Annotated in this window: 15 protein-coding genes; 10 read left to right on the top strand and 5 right to left on the bottom strand. The window is 65.5% G+C overall.

Translation table 11 applies throughout. The features are described from left to right. The first annotated feature begins 3 nt into the window (after positions 1-3). Genes ABC347_RS04450 through ABC347_RS04440 form a run of 3 tightly spaced genes read left to right on the top strand, consistent with a single transcriptional unit; the run spans position 4 to position 2,170 of the window. Positions 4-1,158: a bifunctional 2-C-methyl-D-erythritol 4-phosphate cytidylyltransferase/2-C-methyl-D-erythritol 2,4-cyclodiphosphate synthase gene (locus ABC347_RS04450; protein ID WP_413244533.1), complete on the top strand. Its 1,155-nt coding sequence runs from the start codon at positions 4-6 to the stop codon at positions 1,156-1,158. Next, positions 1,155-1,646 (top strand): hypothetical protein, encoded by a 492-nt coding sequence (locus ABC347_RS04445; protein ID WP_413244532.1) that lies wholly within the window; start codon positions 1,155-1,157, stop codon positions 1,644-1,646. The genes ABC347_RS04450 and ABC347_RS04445 overlap by 4 nt, the downstream gene beginning before the upstream one ends. Further along, positions 1,643-2,170 carry a CinA family protein gene (locus tag ABC347_RS04440; RefSeq protein WP_413244531.1) on the top strand — a complete coding sequence of 176 codons (528 nt, stop codon included), beginning with the start codon at positions 1,643-1,645 and terminating at the stop codon, positions 2,168-2,170. The genes ABC347_RS04445 and ABC347_RS04440 overlap by 4 nt, the downstream gene beginning before the upstream one ends. On the opposite strand, the gene ABC347_RS04435 is transcribed toward ABC347_RS04440, so the two are convergent. Both ABC347_RS04435 and lipA read right to left on the bottom strand, forming a co-directional pair. Continuing rightward, the gene (locus ABC347_RS04435; protein WP_413244530.1) at positions 2,116-2,592 is read right to left on the bottom strand and encodes a type II toxin-antitoxin system RatA family toxin; all 477 of its coding nucleotides are present in this window, start codon (positions 2,590-2,592) and stop codon (positions 2,116-2,118) included. The genes ABC347_RS04440 and ABC347_RS04435 overlap by 55 nt on opposite strands. Then, positions 2,592-3,512, bottom strand: coding sequence for a lipoyl synthase (gene lipA / locus ABC347_RS04430; RefSeq protein ID WP_413244529.1), 921 nt, complete (start codon positions 3,510-3,512; stop codon positions 2,592-2,594). Before lipA ends, ABC347_RS04435 begins: the two co-directional genes overlap by 1 nt. Before the next feature lie 120 nt (positions 3,513-3,632). On the opposite strand from lipA, the gene ABC347_RS04425 reads away from it, so the two are divergent. Genes ABC347_RS04425 through ABC347_RS04415 form a run of 3 tightly spaced genes read left to right on the top strand, consistent with a single transcriptional unit; the run spans position 3,633 to position 5,695 of the window. Further along, complete coding sequence (locus ABC347_RS04425) at positions 3,633-4,082, top strand: hypothetical protein (RefSeq protein ID WP_413244528.1); 450 nt, start codon at positions 3,633-3,635, stop codon at positions 4,080-4,082. Between the two features lie 60 nt (positions 4,083-4,142). Continuing rightward, positions 4,143-4,925, top strand: a complete 783-nt coding sequence (locus ABC347_RS04420) for an NYN domain-containing protein (RefSeq protein WP_413244527.1) — start codon at positions 4,143-4,145, stop codon at positions 4,923-4,925. Positions 4,926-4,975: 50 nt separating this feature from the next. Further along, a complete protein-coding gene (locus ABC347_RS04415) occupies positions 4,976-5,695 on the top strand; it encodes a DUF899 family protein (protein WP_413244526.1) in 720 nt (239 codons plus the stop codon). A gap of 54 nt (positions 5,696-5,749) precedes the next feature. On the opposite strand, the gene ettA is transcribed toward ABC347_RS04415, so the two are convergent. Beyond that, positions 5,750-7,429 carry an energy-dependent translational throttle protein EttA gene (gene ettA, locus ABC347_RS04410; RefSeq protein ID WP_413244525.1) on the bottom strand — a complete coding sequence of 560 codons (1,680 nt, stop codon included), beginning with the start codon at positions 7,427-7,429 and terminating at the stop codon, positions 5,750-5,752. Positions 7,430-7,637: 208 nt separating this feature from the next. Here ettA and ABC347_RS04405 point away from each other — a divergent pair, with 208 nt between their 5' ends. Then, positions 7,638-8,984 carry a M20/M25/M40 family metallo-hydrolase gene (locus ABC347_RS04405; RefSeq protein ID WP_413246999.1) on the top strand — a complete coding sequence of 449 codons (1,347 nt, stop codon included), beginning with the start codon at positions 7,638-7,640 and terminating at the stop codon, positions 8,982-8,984. A 2-nt stretch (positions 8,985-8,986) separates the two neighbouring features. Here ABC347_RS04405 and ABC347_RS04400 read toward each other — a convergent pair whose 3' ends face one another. Continuing rightward, positions 8,987-9,646, bottom strand: coding sequence for a squalene/phytoene synthase family protein (locus ABC347_RS04400; protein ID WP_413244524.1), 660 nt, complete (start codon positions 9,644-9,646; stop codon positions 8,987-8,989). A gap of 178 nt (positions 9,647-9,824) precedes the next feature. On the opposite strand from ABC347_RS04400, the gene ABC347_RS04395 reads away from it, so the two are divergent. Genes ABC347_RS04395 through ABC347_RS04385 form a run of 3 tightly spaced genes read left to right on the top strand, consistent with a single transcriptional unit; the run spans position 9,825 to position 13,184 of the window. Further along, positions 9,825-11,915 carry a TadE/TadG family type IV pilus assembly protein gene (locus tag ABC347_RS04395; RefSeq protein ID WP_413244523.1) on the top strand — a complete coding sequence of 697 codons (2,091 nt, stop codon included), beginning with the start codon at positions 9,825-9,827 and terminating at the stop codon, positions 11,913-11,915. Continuing rightward, positions 11,912-12,517: a TadE/TadG family type IV pilus assembly protein gene (locus ABC347_RS04390; RefSeq protein WP_413244522.1), complete on the top strand. Its 606-nt coding sequence runs from the start codon at positions 11,912-11,914 to the stop codon at positions 12,515-12,517. Before ABC347_RS04395 ends, ABC347_RS04390 begins: the two co-directional genes overlap by 4 nt. Beyond that, complete coding sequence (locus tag ABC347_RS04385) at positions 12,507-13,184, top strand: TadE/TadG family type IV pilus assembly protein (protein ID WP_413244521.1); 678 nt, start codon at positions 12,507-12,509, stop codon at positions 13,182-13,184. The genes ABC347_RS04390 and ABC347_RS04385 overlap by 11 nt, the downstream gene beginning before the upstream one ends. Positions 13,185-13,196: 12 nt before the next feature. Here ABC347_RS04385 and ABC347_RS04380 read toward each other — a convergent pair whose 3' ends face one another. Then, entirely contained in the window at positions 13,197-14,648 is a 1,452-nt protein-coding gene (locus tag ABC347_RS04380; protein WP_413244520.1) for a pyruvate dehydrogenase complex E1 component subunit beta, read from the bottom strand. Between the last annotated feature and the right edge of the window lie 44 nt (positions 14,649-14,692).

Here is a 14,692-nt window from a genome sequence, read left to right as displayed (position 1 = left end):
GGCATGATTCAAAGCGGACGGACAGCGGCGGTGATCGTGGCGGCAGGCAGCGGTACGCGTGCCGGGGGCGATCTGCCCAAGCAATATCAGCGGATAGCCGGCAAGGCTGTGTTGGCCCATGCGATCGATGCACTAGCTGCCCATCCCGCGATCGACGTGATCCAGGTCGTGATCGGCGGGGGGCAGGAAGCGCTGTATCACGCTGCGATCGGCGACCGTGCACTGCCCTCGCCCGTGATCGGCGGCGCGCTGCGACGGCAGTCCGTCTCCGCCGGGCTCGCAGCGCTGCCCGCCGATACCGGGCGCGTACTGATCCATGATGCCGCGCGGCCATTCACGCCGGCAGCCGTGATCGATCGGCTGCTGTCCGCCCTGGTGGAAACGCCGGGGGCGGTGCCGGTGCTGCCGGTCGCCGATACGCTCGCGCGGCGCGACGGCGTCCTGGGGGATACCGTACCCCGCGATCTGCTGGTGCGGGTGCAGACGCCCCAAGCTTTCGATCTCGCCGCGATCCGCGCGGCCCATGCCGGGTGGAACCCGGTGCGTGAGGCTACCGACGATGCCCAGATGCTGCGCGAGGCGGGGGGATCGGTGGCGATGGTCGAGGGGTCGCCGATGCTTGAGAAGATAACGATCGCGGATGACGTCGTGGCGGCTTCAGCGCGGCTTGCGACGACGCGCACGGCGATGGGCTTCGACGTGCACGGCTTCACCGCGGGTGACCATGTCATGCTGGGCGGCGTGCGGATCGCACATGACAAGGCGCTGGCGGGGCATAGCGATGCCGATGTCGCGCTGCATGCTTTGACCGATGCGCTGCTCGGCACGATCGCGGCGGGCGACATCGGTAGCCATTTCCCGCCGTCGGATCCGCAGTGGCGGGGCGCAGCGTCCGACCAATTCCTGGCCCATGCACGCGATCTTGTGCTGGCAGCTGGCGGGACGATCGATCATGTCGATGTGACGATCATCTGCGAAGTGCCGAAGGTGGGTCCGCACCGTGACGCGATCCGCGCGAATATCGCCGCGCTGTTGCGGCTCGATCAGGCGCGGGTTAGCGTGAAGGCCACCACCACCGAGCGGCTGGGTTTCACCGGGCGGAGCGAAGGTATCGCCGCCCAGGCAGTCGCGACCGTGAGATTGCCGGAGTGTACATGAAGACGCTGTTCGCAACGATCGCCATGCTGGCCGCCAGCGCCGCGCAGGCCGCCCCGCCGTGCGTGCCGCGCGATCAGGCCGAAGCGATGATCGGGGCCGTCGCGCCGGCCATCGTGGAAGGGCTGACAACGCGTTGCCGGCCGGTGCTGCCTGCGCAATCCTATCTGGGAAGCTCGGGCGGTGCGCTCGCGTCGCGTTTCCGCAGCGAGATCCGCCCCGATTGGCGCAAGGCCCGCGCCGCGATCGATCAGGTGGGCGGAGAGCGACTGCCCGAGATGCTGAGCGACGAGACCCTTTCGGCGATCGTCGATCCGATCGTGCGCGATCTGATCGCGGCCGAGGTGCCGACCGAGGATTGCGCAACCGCCGATCGCCTGATCGGACTGATCGCGCCGCTGCCGGCCGGCAATATCGTCGGCCTGGTCGTCGCCTTGATGGAGGTGGCCGACAAGCGTGGTGGCAAGTTCGCAATTTGCAAGCCATCATGAGCGACGCGGCCGACACCTGCCTGCCGCCGGAACTGGTCAAGGCCGCACGTGCCGCGATCGAGGCGAACCGCGCAGCCGGGCGCCGCGTTGCGGTTGCCGAAAGCTGCACCGGTGGGCTCGTTTCCGCGGCGCTGACCGAGATCGCAGGCTGCTCGGACGTGTTCGAGGCGGGCTACGTCACCTATGCCGATCAGGCCAAGATGCGCATGCTCGGCGTCAACCAGGACGTCCTGGAAACCTTCGGCGCGGTTTCGATCGCGGTCGCCTGGGCAATGGCGCGCGGCGCGCTCGAGCGGAGCGGCGCGGATGTGGCCGTGGCCATCACCGGCGTTGCCGGGCCAGGTGGCGGATCGGCCAAGAAGCCGGTCGGTACGGTCGTCTTCGCGTGTGCGACCCGGGGCGGCGATCCCGATGCGGTGACGGCCGATCGGCACGAGCTTGGCGATCTCGGCCGGGCCGGGGTGCGGCTTCAGGCCGCGCTTATCGCGCTCGACTTGCTGACGCCGCCGGCCGCGTTGCCGTAGAGTTCGGCTGCGCGCGCCTCGAACGCGCCGATCATCTTGCGGAGCGCGCGATCGAACATCTGACCGGCGATCGCCTCGAACAGGCGGGACCGGAACGCGAAATCCACGCAGAAGTCGACGAAGGTGCCGCCCTCCCCGTCCGGACGGAAGCCCCATTCGTTGACGAGGTGATCGAGCGGCCCGTCGACATAGTCGACTCGGATGCTGTTCGGTCGATCCTTGACCACGCGGCTGGTAAAGCGTTCGCGCAACGCCTTGAAGCCGACCACGAGGTCGGCCACCATCTCCGTCTCGCTGTCCGATCGCACACGCACCGCGGCAACCCACGGCAGGAACTTCTGGTAGGACGGCACATCCGCCACCAAATCGAACAGCTGCTCGGGCGTGTAGGGCAGCCGGCGCGTTTCGGCGTGACGCGGCATCAGACGCGGGCGAGCTGCGCCTGGCGCGCAGCGCGCAACTTTTCGAAATCGTCGCCGGCATGATAGCTCGATCGGGTCAGCGGCGATGAGGCGACGAGCAGGAAACCCTTGGCACGCGCGATCGACGCGTAGGCCGCGAACGTCGCTGGCGGCACGAAATCGATGACCTTGGCGTGCTTCGGCGTCGGCTGCAGATACTGGCCGATAGTCATGAAATCGATACCGGCCGAGCGCATGTCGTCCATCACCTGATGCACTTCCAGTCGCTCCTCGCCCAGACCGACCATGATGCCGGACTTGGTGAAGATCGACGGATCGAGCCGCTTGACGCTCTCCAGCAGCCGCAGCGACGCATAATAGCGGGCGCCTGGGCGGATCGTCGGATACAGCCGGGGCACCGTCTCCAGATTGTGATTGTAGACATCGGGGCGCGCGGCGACGATCGCCTCGACCGCGGCCTCATGCTTGTTCCGGAAATCCGGCGTCAGGATCTCGATGGTCGTGGACGGCGTCGTCCGGCGCAGTGCTTCGATCACCTTCACGAACTGCGATGCGCCGCCATCCGGCAGATCATCACGATCGACCGAGGTCACGACGATATGCTCCAGGCCGAGTTCGGCCGCGGCGTCCGCCACATGCTGGGGCTCGCTGGCATCCACCATCCGCGGCATGCCCGTCTTGACGTTGCAGAAGGCGCAGGCGCGCGTGCAGACGTCGCCCAGGATCATCACCGTGGCATGTTTCTTGGTCCAGCACTCGCCGATGTTCGGGCAGGCCGCCTCTTCGCAGACGGTGGCGAGGTTCAGCCGGCGCATCAACGCCTTGGTTTCGGCGAAGGCCGTGCCGACCGGCGCCTTGACGCGGATCCAGTCAGGCTTGCGGGCGCGCTCGGGGCGGGGCTGGGAAACGGGCTCGATCATGGCTGCCAGATAGCGATCCACAGCCGCGGTTGCCAGTGCCGGTGTGCGCGGACGATGCAGCGGCGGAACGAGCTCTATCGGGCAACGTTGCCACCCCATCGAATCGATGGAGTGTCCACCATGAAAATTTCCGCCCTGATCGCCGCGACCGCGCTCGGCCTGGTCGCGACGCCGCTGATCGCCCAGCCCAGCGTGCCCGATAACGGCCCGACCGACCCGCGCGAGGAGCTGCCTTATGACCGCGGTTACGACAAGCCGTCGTCGCGCGCCGATGCCATCAATTCGCGCGAGGCGCCGGTGACGGCGCGGTTGAACCGGAACGCCGCGGTCAACAACCAGCCCAACGCACCGCTCGATGCGGAGGCGCAGTATGAAGCGGATCGCGAGGCCTATGCCGACGCGCTGGCCGCCAACGACGCGCAGCGCCGTAGGGGCGATCGCCGCTATGCGCGCCAGCAGGCCGCCTATGCGCAGGCGATGGCCGATTGGCGGCTGCAGGTGATCGACTGCGAGGATGGCGTACGCGCGGCGTGCGATGCGCCGACTCCCGATCCGCGCGATTATTTCTGATGGCATGATGCCACTGCGATTGCGGGTGTCGCGAACCGGCCATGCTGGTATCGGGTTGGGATGAGCAACGACATCCCCCCGATCGGCAACATCGCGCTGCTGATCGACGCCGACAATGCTTCACCCGCAGCGTTGGATCCGGCGCTGACGGTGCTGGCCGAACTGGGCGTCGTCAACGTGCGGCGCGCCTATGGCAACTGGAGCAAGCCTGCGCTTAAGAGCTGGAGCGCGATGTCGCTGAAATACGGCATCGAGCCCTATCAGCAGTTCGACATCACCAAAGGAAAGAACGCCACCGACATGCGGATGACGATCGATGCGATGGATCTGATGTTCCGTGGCCGCGTCACCGGCTTCGGCATCATGTCCTCCGACAGCGACTTCATGCCGCTGGCGATGCGGATCCGGCAGGAAGGGCTGCCGGTCTACGGCTTCGGATCGGATCGCACGCCGGAAGGCTTCCGGCAGGCCTGCACCCGCTTCATCGATGTGACCGGCCTTGCTTTGCAGGCCGAGCCCCCCGCCCCGCCCCGCGCTCCGATACCGCCGACGGCAAAGGCCGCAGCGACCCGCGCCGCGCCCGCCGGCATCCCACCGGCGATCAAGCCGACAGCGCCGGTCGATGACGATATCGTCAAGCTGCTCGGCGACGCCTGGAAGGCCGCCAAGCGTGACAAGGACGGTTTCGCAAGTCTGTCCGAACTCGGCCGGCTGGCGGGCAATCGTTCGAGCTTCGATGTTCGCAGCTTCGGTTTTGCAAAGCTGCAGGATCTGATCGCGACGCTGCCCGAATTCCGGCTCGAGGATCGGGACGGGCGGACCTTTGTCAAACGGGTGCGCTGACGCTGCGTCCGGCGGCAACGGCTGCGACCGATAATGCTGGGAGACTGACGATGTCCGATGCGGAACCAGGCCTATCAAGCCCGGCCGAGCTCGCCGAGGGCCTCACCATCCGGTTTCCGGGCGCGAGCGATGACTATGTCAAGGCGCGCAAGGCTTTGCTGATCGACGAGATCGCGCTCCGGCGGCAGGCCACGCAGATCGCAGCTCGCCGCCAGGCGCTGCCACCCGGGCCGGTGGTCGCGAAGGACTATCGGTTCCATGACGCCAACGGCATCGAACATGGATCGCTGGGCCTGATCGACCTCTTTGGCGGGCACGATACGCTGATCACCTATTTCTGGATGTACGGGCCGGAACGCGAGCGCCCCTGCCCGATGTGCACGAATCTGCTCGGCGCACTGGATGGCAATGCGCGCGACATCAAGCAGCGTGCCGCGCTGAAGATCATCGGTCGATCCACGGTCGAACGGCAGATGAATTTCGCCAGTGAACGTGGCTGGCGCAATCTGGACTTCGTCCAGTGCGAGGGCGACGACTATGCCCGCGACCTGGGCCTGATCCGCGACGACGGCTACGAGAATCCGGCGCTGATCGTCTATCGCCGCGATGGCGATCAGGTACGACTGTTCTGGATGAGCCAGATGACAGCCGAGATGGCCGATGAAGGTCAGGATCCGCGCGATTATCCCGACCTGGGTGTGCTCTGGTCGGTGCTCGATCTGACCCCGGAAGGCCGCGGCACCGACTGGTATCCGAAACTCAGCTATTGACGGCCGGCGGTGATTTCCGCCGGCCGCCTTTCAGCGAGGAGCCTGAAGGCCCGATCAGCGCGTCAATTTCTTGTAGGCCAGCGCGGTCGGGCGATCGGCCGCGTCGCCCATGCGGCGGCGCTTGTCCTCCTCATAGGCTTCGAAATTGCCCTCGAACCATTCGACGTGGCTATTGCCTTCGAATGCGAGGATGTGGGTCGCTAGCCGATCGAGGAAGAAGCGATCATGGCTGATCACCACCGCGCAGCCCGCGAAATTTTCGATCGCCTCTTCCAGCGCACCGAGCGTCTCGACGTCGAGATCGTTGGTCGGCTCGTCGAGCAGCAGGACGTTGCCGCCCTTTTTCAGCATCTTGGCGATGTTCACCCGGTTGCGTTCGCCGCCGGATAGCTTGCCGACGATCTTCTGCTGGTCCGCACCCTTGAAGTTGAAGGCGCCGACATAGGCACGGGTCGATTGGTCGTGCCCGTTGACCTTCATATAATCCAGCCCATCCGAAATCTCGGCCCATACATTCTTTTTCGGGTCGAGATGATCGCGGCTCTGGTCGACATAGCCGAGCCGCACCGTGGTGCCGAGGTCGACCGTACCGCTGTCCGGCGTCTCCTGGCCGGTTATCAGCTTGAACAGCGTCGACTTGCCGGCGCCGTTCGGGCCGATCACGCCAACGATGCCACCCGCCGGCAGCGTGAACGATAGATTCTCGAACAGCAGCTTGTCGCCATAGGCCTTCGAGACATTCTCGACCTCGATCACCTTGCCGCCCAGCCGCTCGGGCACCTGGATGACGATCTGAGCCTTGCCGGGCGCGCGGTTGTTCGATGCCTCGACCAATTGATCGAATTTCGCGATACGCGCCTTCGACTTGGTCTGGCGCGCCTTGGCGCCCTGCCGGATCCATTCGAGCTCGTTGCGGATCGCGGTCTGCCGGCCGGATTCCTCGCGCTCCTCCTGCTCGAGGCGCTTCGCCTTCTTTTCGAGATAAGTTGAGTAGTTGCCTTCGTAGGGGAAATATTTGCCGCGATCGATCTCGAGGATCCAGCCAACGACATTGTCGAGGAAATAGCGGTCGTGGGTGATCATCAGCACCGCGCCGGCATATTCCTTGAGGTGGTTCTCCAGCCACTTCACGCTTTCGGCGTCGAGATGGTTGGTCGGTTCGTCTAGCAGCAGGATCGACGGCTTCTGGATCAGCAGCCGGGTCAGCGCGATCCGCCGCTTTTCACCGCCCGACAGATTTTCCACTGACCAGTCGCTCGGCGGGCAGCGCAGCGCTTCCATCGCGATCTCGAGCTGATTGTCGAGCGTCCAGCCATCGACCGCGTCGATCTTTGCCTGCAGCTCGCCCATCTCCTCCATCAGCGCATCGAAATCGGTGTCGTCCTTCGGATCGCCCATCTCGTTCGAGATCGCGTTGAACCGATCGACCAGGTCGGCCGTCTCGCGCGCGCCATCCTTCACATTCTCGAGCACCGTCTTGGTCGGATCGAGCTCGGGTTCCTGCGGCAGATAGCCGACCGTGATGTTCTCGCCGGGCCAGGCCTCGCCCGAGAAATCCTTGTCGATGCCGGCCATGATCTTCATCAGCGTCGATTTGCCGGCGCCGTTGGGGCCGACGATGCCGATCTTCGCGCCTTGATAGAATTGCAGATTGATGTTCGACAGCACCGGCTTCGGCGCGCCGGGAAAGGTCTTGGTCATGTCCTTCATCACGAAGGCGTATTGCGCGGCCACTGGGCGGTCTCCGGATCGGTTCGCTGGGATATTGCGCGCGTCCCTAGCGGAAGCCGCGACCAAGTTCAAAGCGGTAGCATCGGCGCCGCGGGGGGTTGACGGCGGCCGCGCGCTCGGGCGTGGCGGTGCCAACGACAATGATGGGACGCACGCCACCATGATCTCGCTGCCGCTCGCGCTTTCCGCTTCCGCCCTGCCGCTGGTCGCCATGGCCAGCTTTGCCTTCGCCGCCCCGCCGGCATCGAAGGACCCGACCGCCATGATCCGCGATGCCGCGCTGAAGGACGATACCGCCTGGGACATCACTGAAGGCCTGACCACCGAGGTCGGTCCCCGCCCAGCCGGAACCGAGCGCGAGGCCGCAGCACGCGCCTGGTCGGTTGATCGGCTCAAGGCGCTGGGCTTCGCGAACGTGCGGATCGAGCCCTATGACATGCCGGTGTGGGAGCGCGGCGAGGAGCGAGCCGAGATCACCGCCCCCTTCCCGCAGCGGCTGGTGCTGACGGCTCTCGGCAACAGCGGCGCGACACCCGCGGAAGGGCTGGAGGCTGAAGTGGTGCGGTTCGACACGCTGGAAGCGCTGAAGGCCGCTACACCAGCCCAGGTACGCGGCAAGATCGTGTTCGTGTCGCACCGGATGACGGCGACACAGGACGGGTCGAGCTATGGCGCGTTCGGCGGCGCGCGCCGCCAGGGTCCGTCGATCGCGAGCGCCAAGGGTGCGGCGGCGATCGTGATCCGGTCGATCGGAACCGACATGCATCGCAATCCGCACACCGGCGTGCAGACTTTCGATCCCGGCGTCACGCCGATACCGGCCGCCGCGCTGTCGCTGCCCGATGCCGAGCAGATCGAGCGAATCTTTGCGCGCGGCAAGCCGGTGCGGATGAAGCTGGTGCTGACCCCGCGGCAGATCGGCAACCGGCAGTCGGGCAATGTGATTGCCGAGGTGCCCGGCCGCACGAAGGATATCGTCCTAGTGGGCTGCCATCTCGACAGCTGGGATATGGGTACCGGTGCGATCGACGATGCATCCGGCTGCGGGATCGTGGCGGCGGCAGCGAAGCTGGTGAAGGACAGCGGCCGCCGCCCGCAGCGCACGATCCGCGTCGTCTGGTTCGGGGCTGAGGAGGTCGGCCTGTTCGGCGGCAAGGCCTATCTCGAGGCGCATCGAGCCGATCGCCATGTCGTACTGGCCGAGAGCGACTTCGGCGCGGACCGGATCTGGAAGATGAGCAGCAAGGTCAGCGAAGCGGCGCTGCCCGTGGTCGCGAAGCTGGCGACCGCGCTGGAGCCGCTGGGCATCGCGCGCGGCAACAATCTGGCAAGCGGGGGGTCCGACATCGGGCCGCTAGCGGCGACCGGCGTGCCGGTGATCGCCTTCTCGCAGGATGGCACCCGCTATTTCGACTATCACCACACGCCGGACGATACGCTGGATAAGGTCGATCCCGAACAGCTTCGCCAGAATGTGGCGGCCTATGCCGTCATGCTGTCCGAACTGGCGTTCGATCGCACGCCGCTCGGCCCGGTGCCGCCCACGCCTGCGAACTGACGTCAGCGCCCGCGCAGGCGCATCCAGAGCATGCGCGCCAGCCGGCCGGGCGATCCCTGCCGGCTGACGCCACGCTGCGCATCGCGCGCGGCCAGCACCGCCAGCATGCCCAGCGGACGTTCTGCCGGCCGCCAGCGACGCTTGCCCGCAAGCCGTTGCCGCGCCATCGCCAGCGCGCGCGATGCAAGCGCGGGATCGTCGCTGCGCCGCGCCAGATCGACGAGCGCCCAGCCCTCCCCCGCGCGATCGACCGCCGGGTCGTCATCGATACCGAGCAGTGTCTGCGCCAAGGCGAAAAGTCGGCCCCCGCGCTCGACCGCGTGAAGCGCCAGCGCTTCGTCATCCACCGGTGACGCCAGCAGCGGCACCCAGCCATCTGCAAGGTCTGCCAACGCGCTGCCGGCGATGCCGCGCACCAGCACCGTCGCGGCGACTTCCGCCAGTAGCGGTTCCGCCGGCGGTGGCGCAACATCCAGCCGGTTCAGCGCTTCCCGCCACCAGGCGAGCCTGATCTGCCCGATGCGGGGCTCGGACGTGGTGCGCAGCACGCGGCCGAGCCTCTCGTCCAGACGCCACAGCGTCGTCAGCGCCGGGCGGACTTCGGCAGGAACATAGGCCAGTACCAGCGCGCGTTCGGGATCGTCGAGTTGCGGTTCGCTCATCCCCATGCCGTAGCGTGTGAACATACCGACGCGAAAGCCGCTCCAATCGCGCCACCACGCCCGCCACCGGATTTGTGGCAAACGAGCGATTAACCGGATTGCGAGACAGCCCCTTAGCCATTTTTCGGCAAACCGCTGGCCTAATCACGCGGACCGTCCGCCGAGCAGGGCAATCGAGATGACCGACAGCAACACTGCAAATGACAAGCGGGGACCCGGATTTCTGGCCCGTCTGCGGCGCGACACGACCGGCAACACCTTTGCGATCGTGGGCGCGGCCCTGGTGCCGCTGACCGCGTTGATCGGCGGCGGCGTTGACATGTCGCGCGGCTACATGGCGCGCGAGCGGCTCCAGCAGGCCTGCGATGCGGGCGCCCTGGCAGGCCGCCGTGCGATGACCAACGGCACTGTGGACGAAGCAGTGATCACGGAGGCGAAGAAGTTCTTCAAGTTCAACTTCAACACCGGCCAGGTCGGTGTCGATGGCACTGCGGCGTTCGGCGCAAAGGGGTTCGAACCCACGGTCGCGGCATCGCCAACCAATGCGACGACAGTCGTCGTGACGGCCCACAGCATGATCCCCACGACGGTGATGGGCCTGTTTGGCTATGCCGCGCTGCCGCTGACAGTGAGCTGCGATGCCAAGCAGGATTTCGTCAACACCGATATCATGCTGGTGCTCGACGTCACCGGATCGATGGCTTGCCTGCCCAGCGACGACGCCGCCACCTGCTCCAATTGGGTCAATGCGAACCCGAGCCAGGTCGGCGTTACCACTGTCCGCGCAGAATTGCGGATGGCGGCGCTGAAGGAAGCTGTGCTGGCGCTCTACGACCAGCTGAAGCCGGTGCAGGATCGGCTCCACCAGCCTTCGGTCAACATGCGGATGCGCTACGGGATCGTGCCCTATTCGAGCGGCATCAACGTGGGCGCGGCGGTCTATGCGGCCAGCCCGAACTACATCGAGAGCAGCTGGACCTACCAGTCGCGCGTCCGCGAACCGGATGGCACCTGGGCCAGCACGAACACGACCAACGGCACCTACACGACTTTCGATAGCAACTGGACCGGCGCGGGCGTCAACAACACCGCATGGGCCCAGCACAGCTACACCTCGACCAAGATGACGGAAGCCAACTGTTCGGCCCGCGTTCCGTCGCCCAACCCGTCGGCTGTCACGACAACAGCAGACAATCCAGCCGCCGCGACGACCAATACTGACGAAGACGGTGTGCAGACCGAGACCTTCAATCAGACCCAGACCAGCTCGCGGACGCAGTACAGGTATCAATGGGGCGTTAGCACGACGAGCGGCACGACGCGCGACTGTCGGGTGGACAAGCGTACGCAGACGCAGACCCAGACGCGCACCAATACCAAAGTCAGCACGCCAAACTATCGTTGGAAGTATGGCCCTGTCACGCGCGATACCAGCTTGTACAAGGCCGGCAATGCCGTGGTCACCAAGACTGGTCGACCGACCGACGCCACCAACGAGAATAACGGCAAGGGCAAGGCGACGCTCGTCACATCAACGTGGGCAGGCTGCATCGAGGAGCGCAAGACCTCGAGCGCGCTGACCGCGACCAGCGCCGCGATCAACGATCAGGCGTTCGACCTGAACGTCGATATGGTGCCGAGCGATGCGGAGGCCGGAAGCAAGTGGCGTCCCTATTGGCCGGAGCAGGAGTATTACCGGACCAGCACGAGCAGCACCACGACCGGCGCCAAGCCGCAGGTCGCCTGCCCGGCGCCTGCCAAGCGGCTCCAGAAGTGGGACGACCGTACCGAGCTTTCCGCCTATCTGAATACGCTCGCTCCGACGGGCGGCACCTATCATGACAATGGCATGATCTGGGGTGCGCGGTTCATCTCGTCCGGCGGCATCTTCGGTGCGGACAACCCCACCAGCTACAACGGCATGCCCGTGACCAAGCATCTGATCTTCATGACGGACGGCTATCTCGACACCGGGCAGACGCTTTACAGCACCTATGGCATCGAGGTGTGGGACAACCGCGTCGGCGCGGCCGGCAGCGACACCGATCAGGATGCCCGTCACAAGCAGCGCTTCCGGCTGATGTGCAACCGGGTGAAATCGATGAACGTGTCGGTGTGGGTCATTGCCTTCGCCAGCGGCCTCGATACCGATCTTACCAACTGCGCGAGCAGCAGCACCCAGGCATCGACTGCCGCGAACAAGGCGACGCTGATCGCCAAGTTCACCGAAATCGGCAAGAATATCGGCGCGCTGAGGCTGACGCAGTGATCGGAAAGCGTCTCCCGCTGCGGGGCCTGCGCGACGATGCGCGCGGCGTCACCATCCTGGAGTTCGGCTTCGTCGCCCCGCTCCTCGTGATGACGCTGCTCGCATTGTTCGACCTGGGCTATCGGTCCTACGCCTCGTCCGTGCTCGAAGGGGCGCTGCATCGCGCGGCACGCTTCGCCACCGTCGGCGATATGACGCAGGAGCAGATCGACGCCTATGTGAAGCGCGAGGCGAGCCATTTCGCCACAGCCGACAATGTGGAAGTGATCAAGAAGAGCTATTCGGACTTTTCCGGCGTCAACAAGATGGAGAAGTATCGCGAGCTCTCCTCGCCCGCGAACACCGTCTATGATCGCGGTGTCGACTGCTATTTCGACGACAACCGCAACAATGTCCGCGACGGCGCCGCGACATCGGGCCGGATCGGGCTGGGCGGGTCCGACGACATCATCTTCTACACGGTCCAGATCCGGTTCGAACGGACGATGCCGCTCACCAGGATGCTGGGCTGGAGCAACTGGCAGACAGTTTCTGCGAACACCGTGCTGCGCAACCAGCCCTATGGCACCCAATCCTTCCCCGAGTGCAAATATGAAAGCTGATCTCCTGCCCCGCCTCGCCACCCTGGCTCGCCGGCTGCGCAGCGACGAACGCGGCCTGGCCATGATCGAGTTCGCGGTCTCGCTGCCGGTGCTGCTGTCGCTCGGCCTGACCGGGCTCGAAGTGGCGAATTATGGCGTTGCCAACCTGCGCGTGAGCCAGATCGCGATGACGGCGGCGGATAACGCCGCCCGCGTGCGAGAGACAATTACCGAAGTCGACGTCAACGAACTGATGGAAGGTGCCAAGTTCGTCGGCCAGGATATCGGGTTCGCGCGCAACGGCCGGATCATCCTGTCCAGCGTTGAAAACAACGCCGAAACCAATCCCGCGCTGCAGGGGCAGTATATCCGCTGGCAGCGCTGCGCCGGCATGCGCAATTTCGTTTCCGCCTATGGCCCGGAAGGGACCGGCCAGAACAATGCGGTTCTGCGCGATGGCCTTGGCCCTGCGAACAACGCGATCAAGGCATCACCGGGCACTGCCATGATGTTCGTCGAGGTCGAGTATCGCTATCAGGCGCTGTCACCGTTCGGCCGGGATCTGCTCGGCAGCAAGGTGCTGAAGTATCAGAGCGCCTTCAACGTGCGGCAACGCGTGAACCAGGTGATCCAGTCGGGCGGCATCCCCGCCTCCGCGCGATCGACTTGCGACAAGTTCACTGCCTGACCGGGCGGGCGGTCAGCGGTTGCAGACCGTCTTCGCCGCCTTCACCACCGCCGCCGCGTTGACCAAAGTCGCCTTTTCAAGATTGGCGGCATAGGGCATCGGCACGTCTTCGTTGGTCACGCGCAGCACGGGCGCGTCGAGATCGTCGAAGCCCTGTTCCATCGCGATCGCAATGATCTCGCTGGCGATCGAACAGGTCGGCCACCCTTCCTCGACCACGACCATGCGGTTGGTCTTCTTCAGGCTGGCGAGCACGGTTTCGGTGTCGAGCGGGCGCAGCGTGCGCAGGTCGATCACTTCCGCCTCAATGCCCTCCTCGGCCAGCTTGCCCGCGGCCTCCAGCGCGACGCCGACGCCGATCGTGTAACTGACGAGCGTGACGTCCGCGCCCTCGCGCACGATCCGTGCCTTGCCGATCGGCAGCACATAATCGTCGAGCTTTGGCACCTCGAAGCTTTGCCCGTAGAGCAGCTCGTTCTCGAGAAACACGACCGGATCCTCGCAGCGGATCGCGGCCTTGAGCAGCCCCTTGGCATCCGCCGCCGAATAGGGTGCGATCACGATCAGGCCGGGCACGCTGGCATACCAGGGCCCGTAATTCTGGCTGTGCTGCGCGCCCACGCGCGCCGCGGCACCGTTGGGGCCGCGGAACACGACCGGGCAGCGCATCTGACCGCCCGACATATAGTTGGTCTTCGCCGCCGAATTGATGATGTGGTCTATCGCCTGCATCGCGAAGTTGAAGGTCATGAATTCGATCACCGGCCGCAGCCCGCCCATCGCGGCGCCTGCGCCCACGCCGGCGAAACCATATTCGGTGATCGGGGTATCGATCACGCGACGATCGCCGAACTCGTCCAGAAGCCCCTGCGTAACCTTGTAGGCGCCCTGATATTGCGCGACTTCCTCGCCCATCACGAACACGCGATCGTCGCCGCGCATCTCCTCGGCCATTGCGTCGCGCAGCGCTTCGCGGACCGTGGTCTTCACCATCTCGGTGCCGGCGGGCACCTCCGGGTCGCGCACTTCGGTCTTCTCCACCGCTGCAACCAGATCACGCGCGCCTGTTTCCATCTGACCCGGGGCCGCCTCGCCGCCCTCCGGTGCAGGCGCGGCCGCCTTGTCGCCCGACGCCTTTTCGCCGGGCTTGTCGTCCGATTTCGCGGCGGGCTTCTCGGGAGCGTTCTCCTTTTGCGGTGCTTCGGCCGCGCCGGCATCCTCGCCTTCCTCGGCGATGATCGCGATCACCTCACCGACCTTCACGCCGTCCGTGCCTTCCGACACCAGGATCTTCGCGATCGTGCCCTCGTCGATGGCTTCAAACTCCATCGTCGCCTTGTCGGTCTCGATCTCGGCCAGGATATCGCCCGACTTGACCGCATCGCCTTCCTTGACGAGCCATTTGGCGAGCGTGCCCTCTTCCATCGTGGGCGAAAGCGCGGGCATCTTCAGTTCGATCGACATGGTCTGACTTTCAGGGAAAGGCGGGGCGTTCGGGCGAGGAAAAG

The sequence above is a fragment of the Sphingomonas canaveralia genome (assembly GCF_047238125.1).
Taxonomy (GTDB): Bacteria; Pseudomonadota; Alphaproteobacteria; order Sphingomonadales; family Sphingomonadaceae; genus JBDFMH01.
Note: the sequence above shows the minus strand (reverse complement) of the source record. Positions and strands in the feature narration are given on the sequence as shown.

What these genes read in the sequence shown, in the direction of transcription:
- lipA (WP_413244529.1), bottom strand. Translation starts at nt 3,512, where the DNA reads ATGATCGAGCCCGTTTCCCAGCCCCGCCCCGAGCGCGCCCGCAAGCCT.
- ABC347_RS04415 (WP_413244526.1), top strand. Translation starts at nt 4,976, where the DNA reads ATGTCCGATGCGGAACCAGGCCTATCAAGCCCGGCCGAGCTCGCCGAG.
- ABC347_RS04395 (WP_413244523.1), top strand. Translation starts at nt 9,825, where the DNA reads ATGACCGACAGCAACACTGCAAATGACAAGCGGGGACCCGGATTTCTG.
- ABC347_RS04405 (WP_413246999.1), top strand. Translation starts at nt 7,638, where the DNA reads ATGGCCAGCTTTGCCTTCGCCGCCCCGCCGGCATCGAAGGACCCGACC.
- ABC347_RS04420 (WP_413244527.1), top strand. Translation starts at nt 4,143, where the DNA reads ATGAGCAACGACATCCCCCCGATCGGCAACATCGCGCTGCTGATCGAC.
- ABC347_RS04450 (WP_413244533.1), top strand. Translation starts at nt 4, where the DNA reads ATGATTCAAAGCGGACGGACAGCGGCGGTGATCGTGGCGGCAGGCAGC.
- ABC347_RS04440 (WP_413244531.1), top strand. Translation starts at nt 1,643, where the DNA reads ATGAGCGACGCGGCCGACACCTGCCTGCCGCCGGAACTGGTCAAGGCC.
- ABC347_RS04435 (WP_413244530.1), bottom strand. Translation starts at nt 2,592, where the DNA reads ATGCCGCGTCACGCCGAAACGCGCCGGCTGCCCTACACGCCCGAGCAG.
- ABC347_RS04385 (WP_413244521.1), top strand. Translation starts at nt 12,507, where the DNA reads ATGAAAGCTGATCTCCTGCCCCGCCTCGCCACCCTGGCTCGCCGGCTG.
- ABC347_RS04400 (WP_413244524.1), bottom strand. Translation starts at nt 9,646, where the DNA reads ATGAGCGAACCGCAACTCGACGATCCCGAACGCGCGCTGGTACTGGCC.
- ABC347_RS04380 (WP_413244520.1), bottom strand. Translation starts at nt 14,648, where the DNA reads ATGTCGATCGAACTGAAGATGCCCGCGCTTTCGCCCACGATGGAAGAG.
- ABC347_RS04425 (WP_413244528.1), top strand. Translation starts at nt 3,633, where the DNA reads ATGAAAATTTCCGCCCTGATCGCCGCGACCGCGCTCGGCCTGGTCGCG.
- ABC347_RS04445 (WP_413244532.1), top strand. Translation starts at nt 1,155, where the DNA reads ATGAAGACGCTGTTCGCAACGATCGCCATGCTGGCCGCCAGCGCCGCG.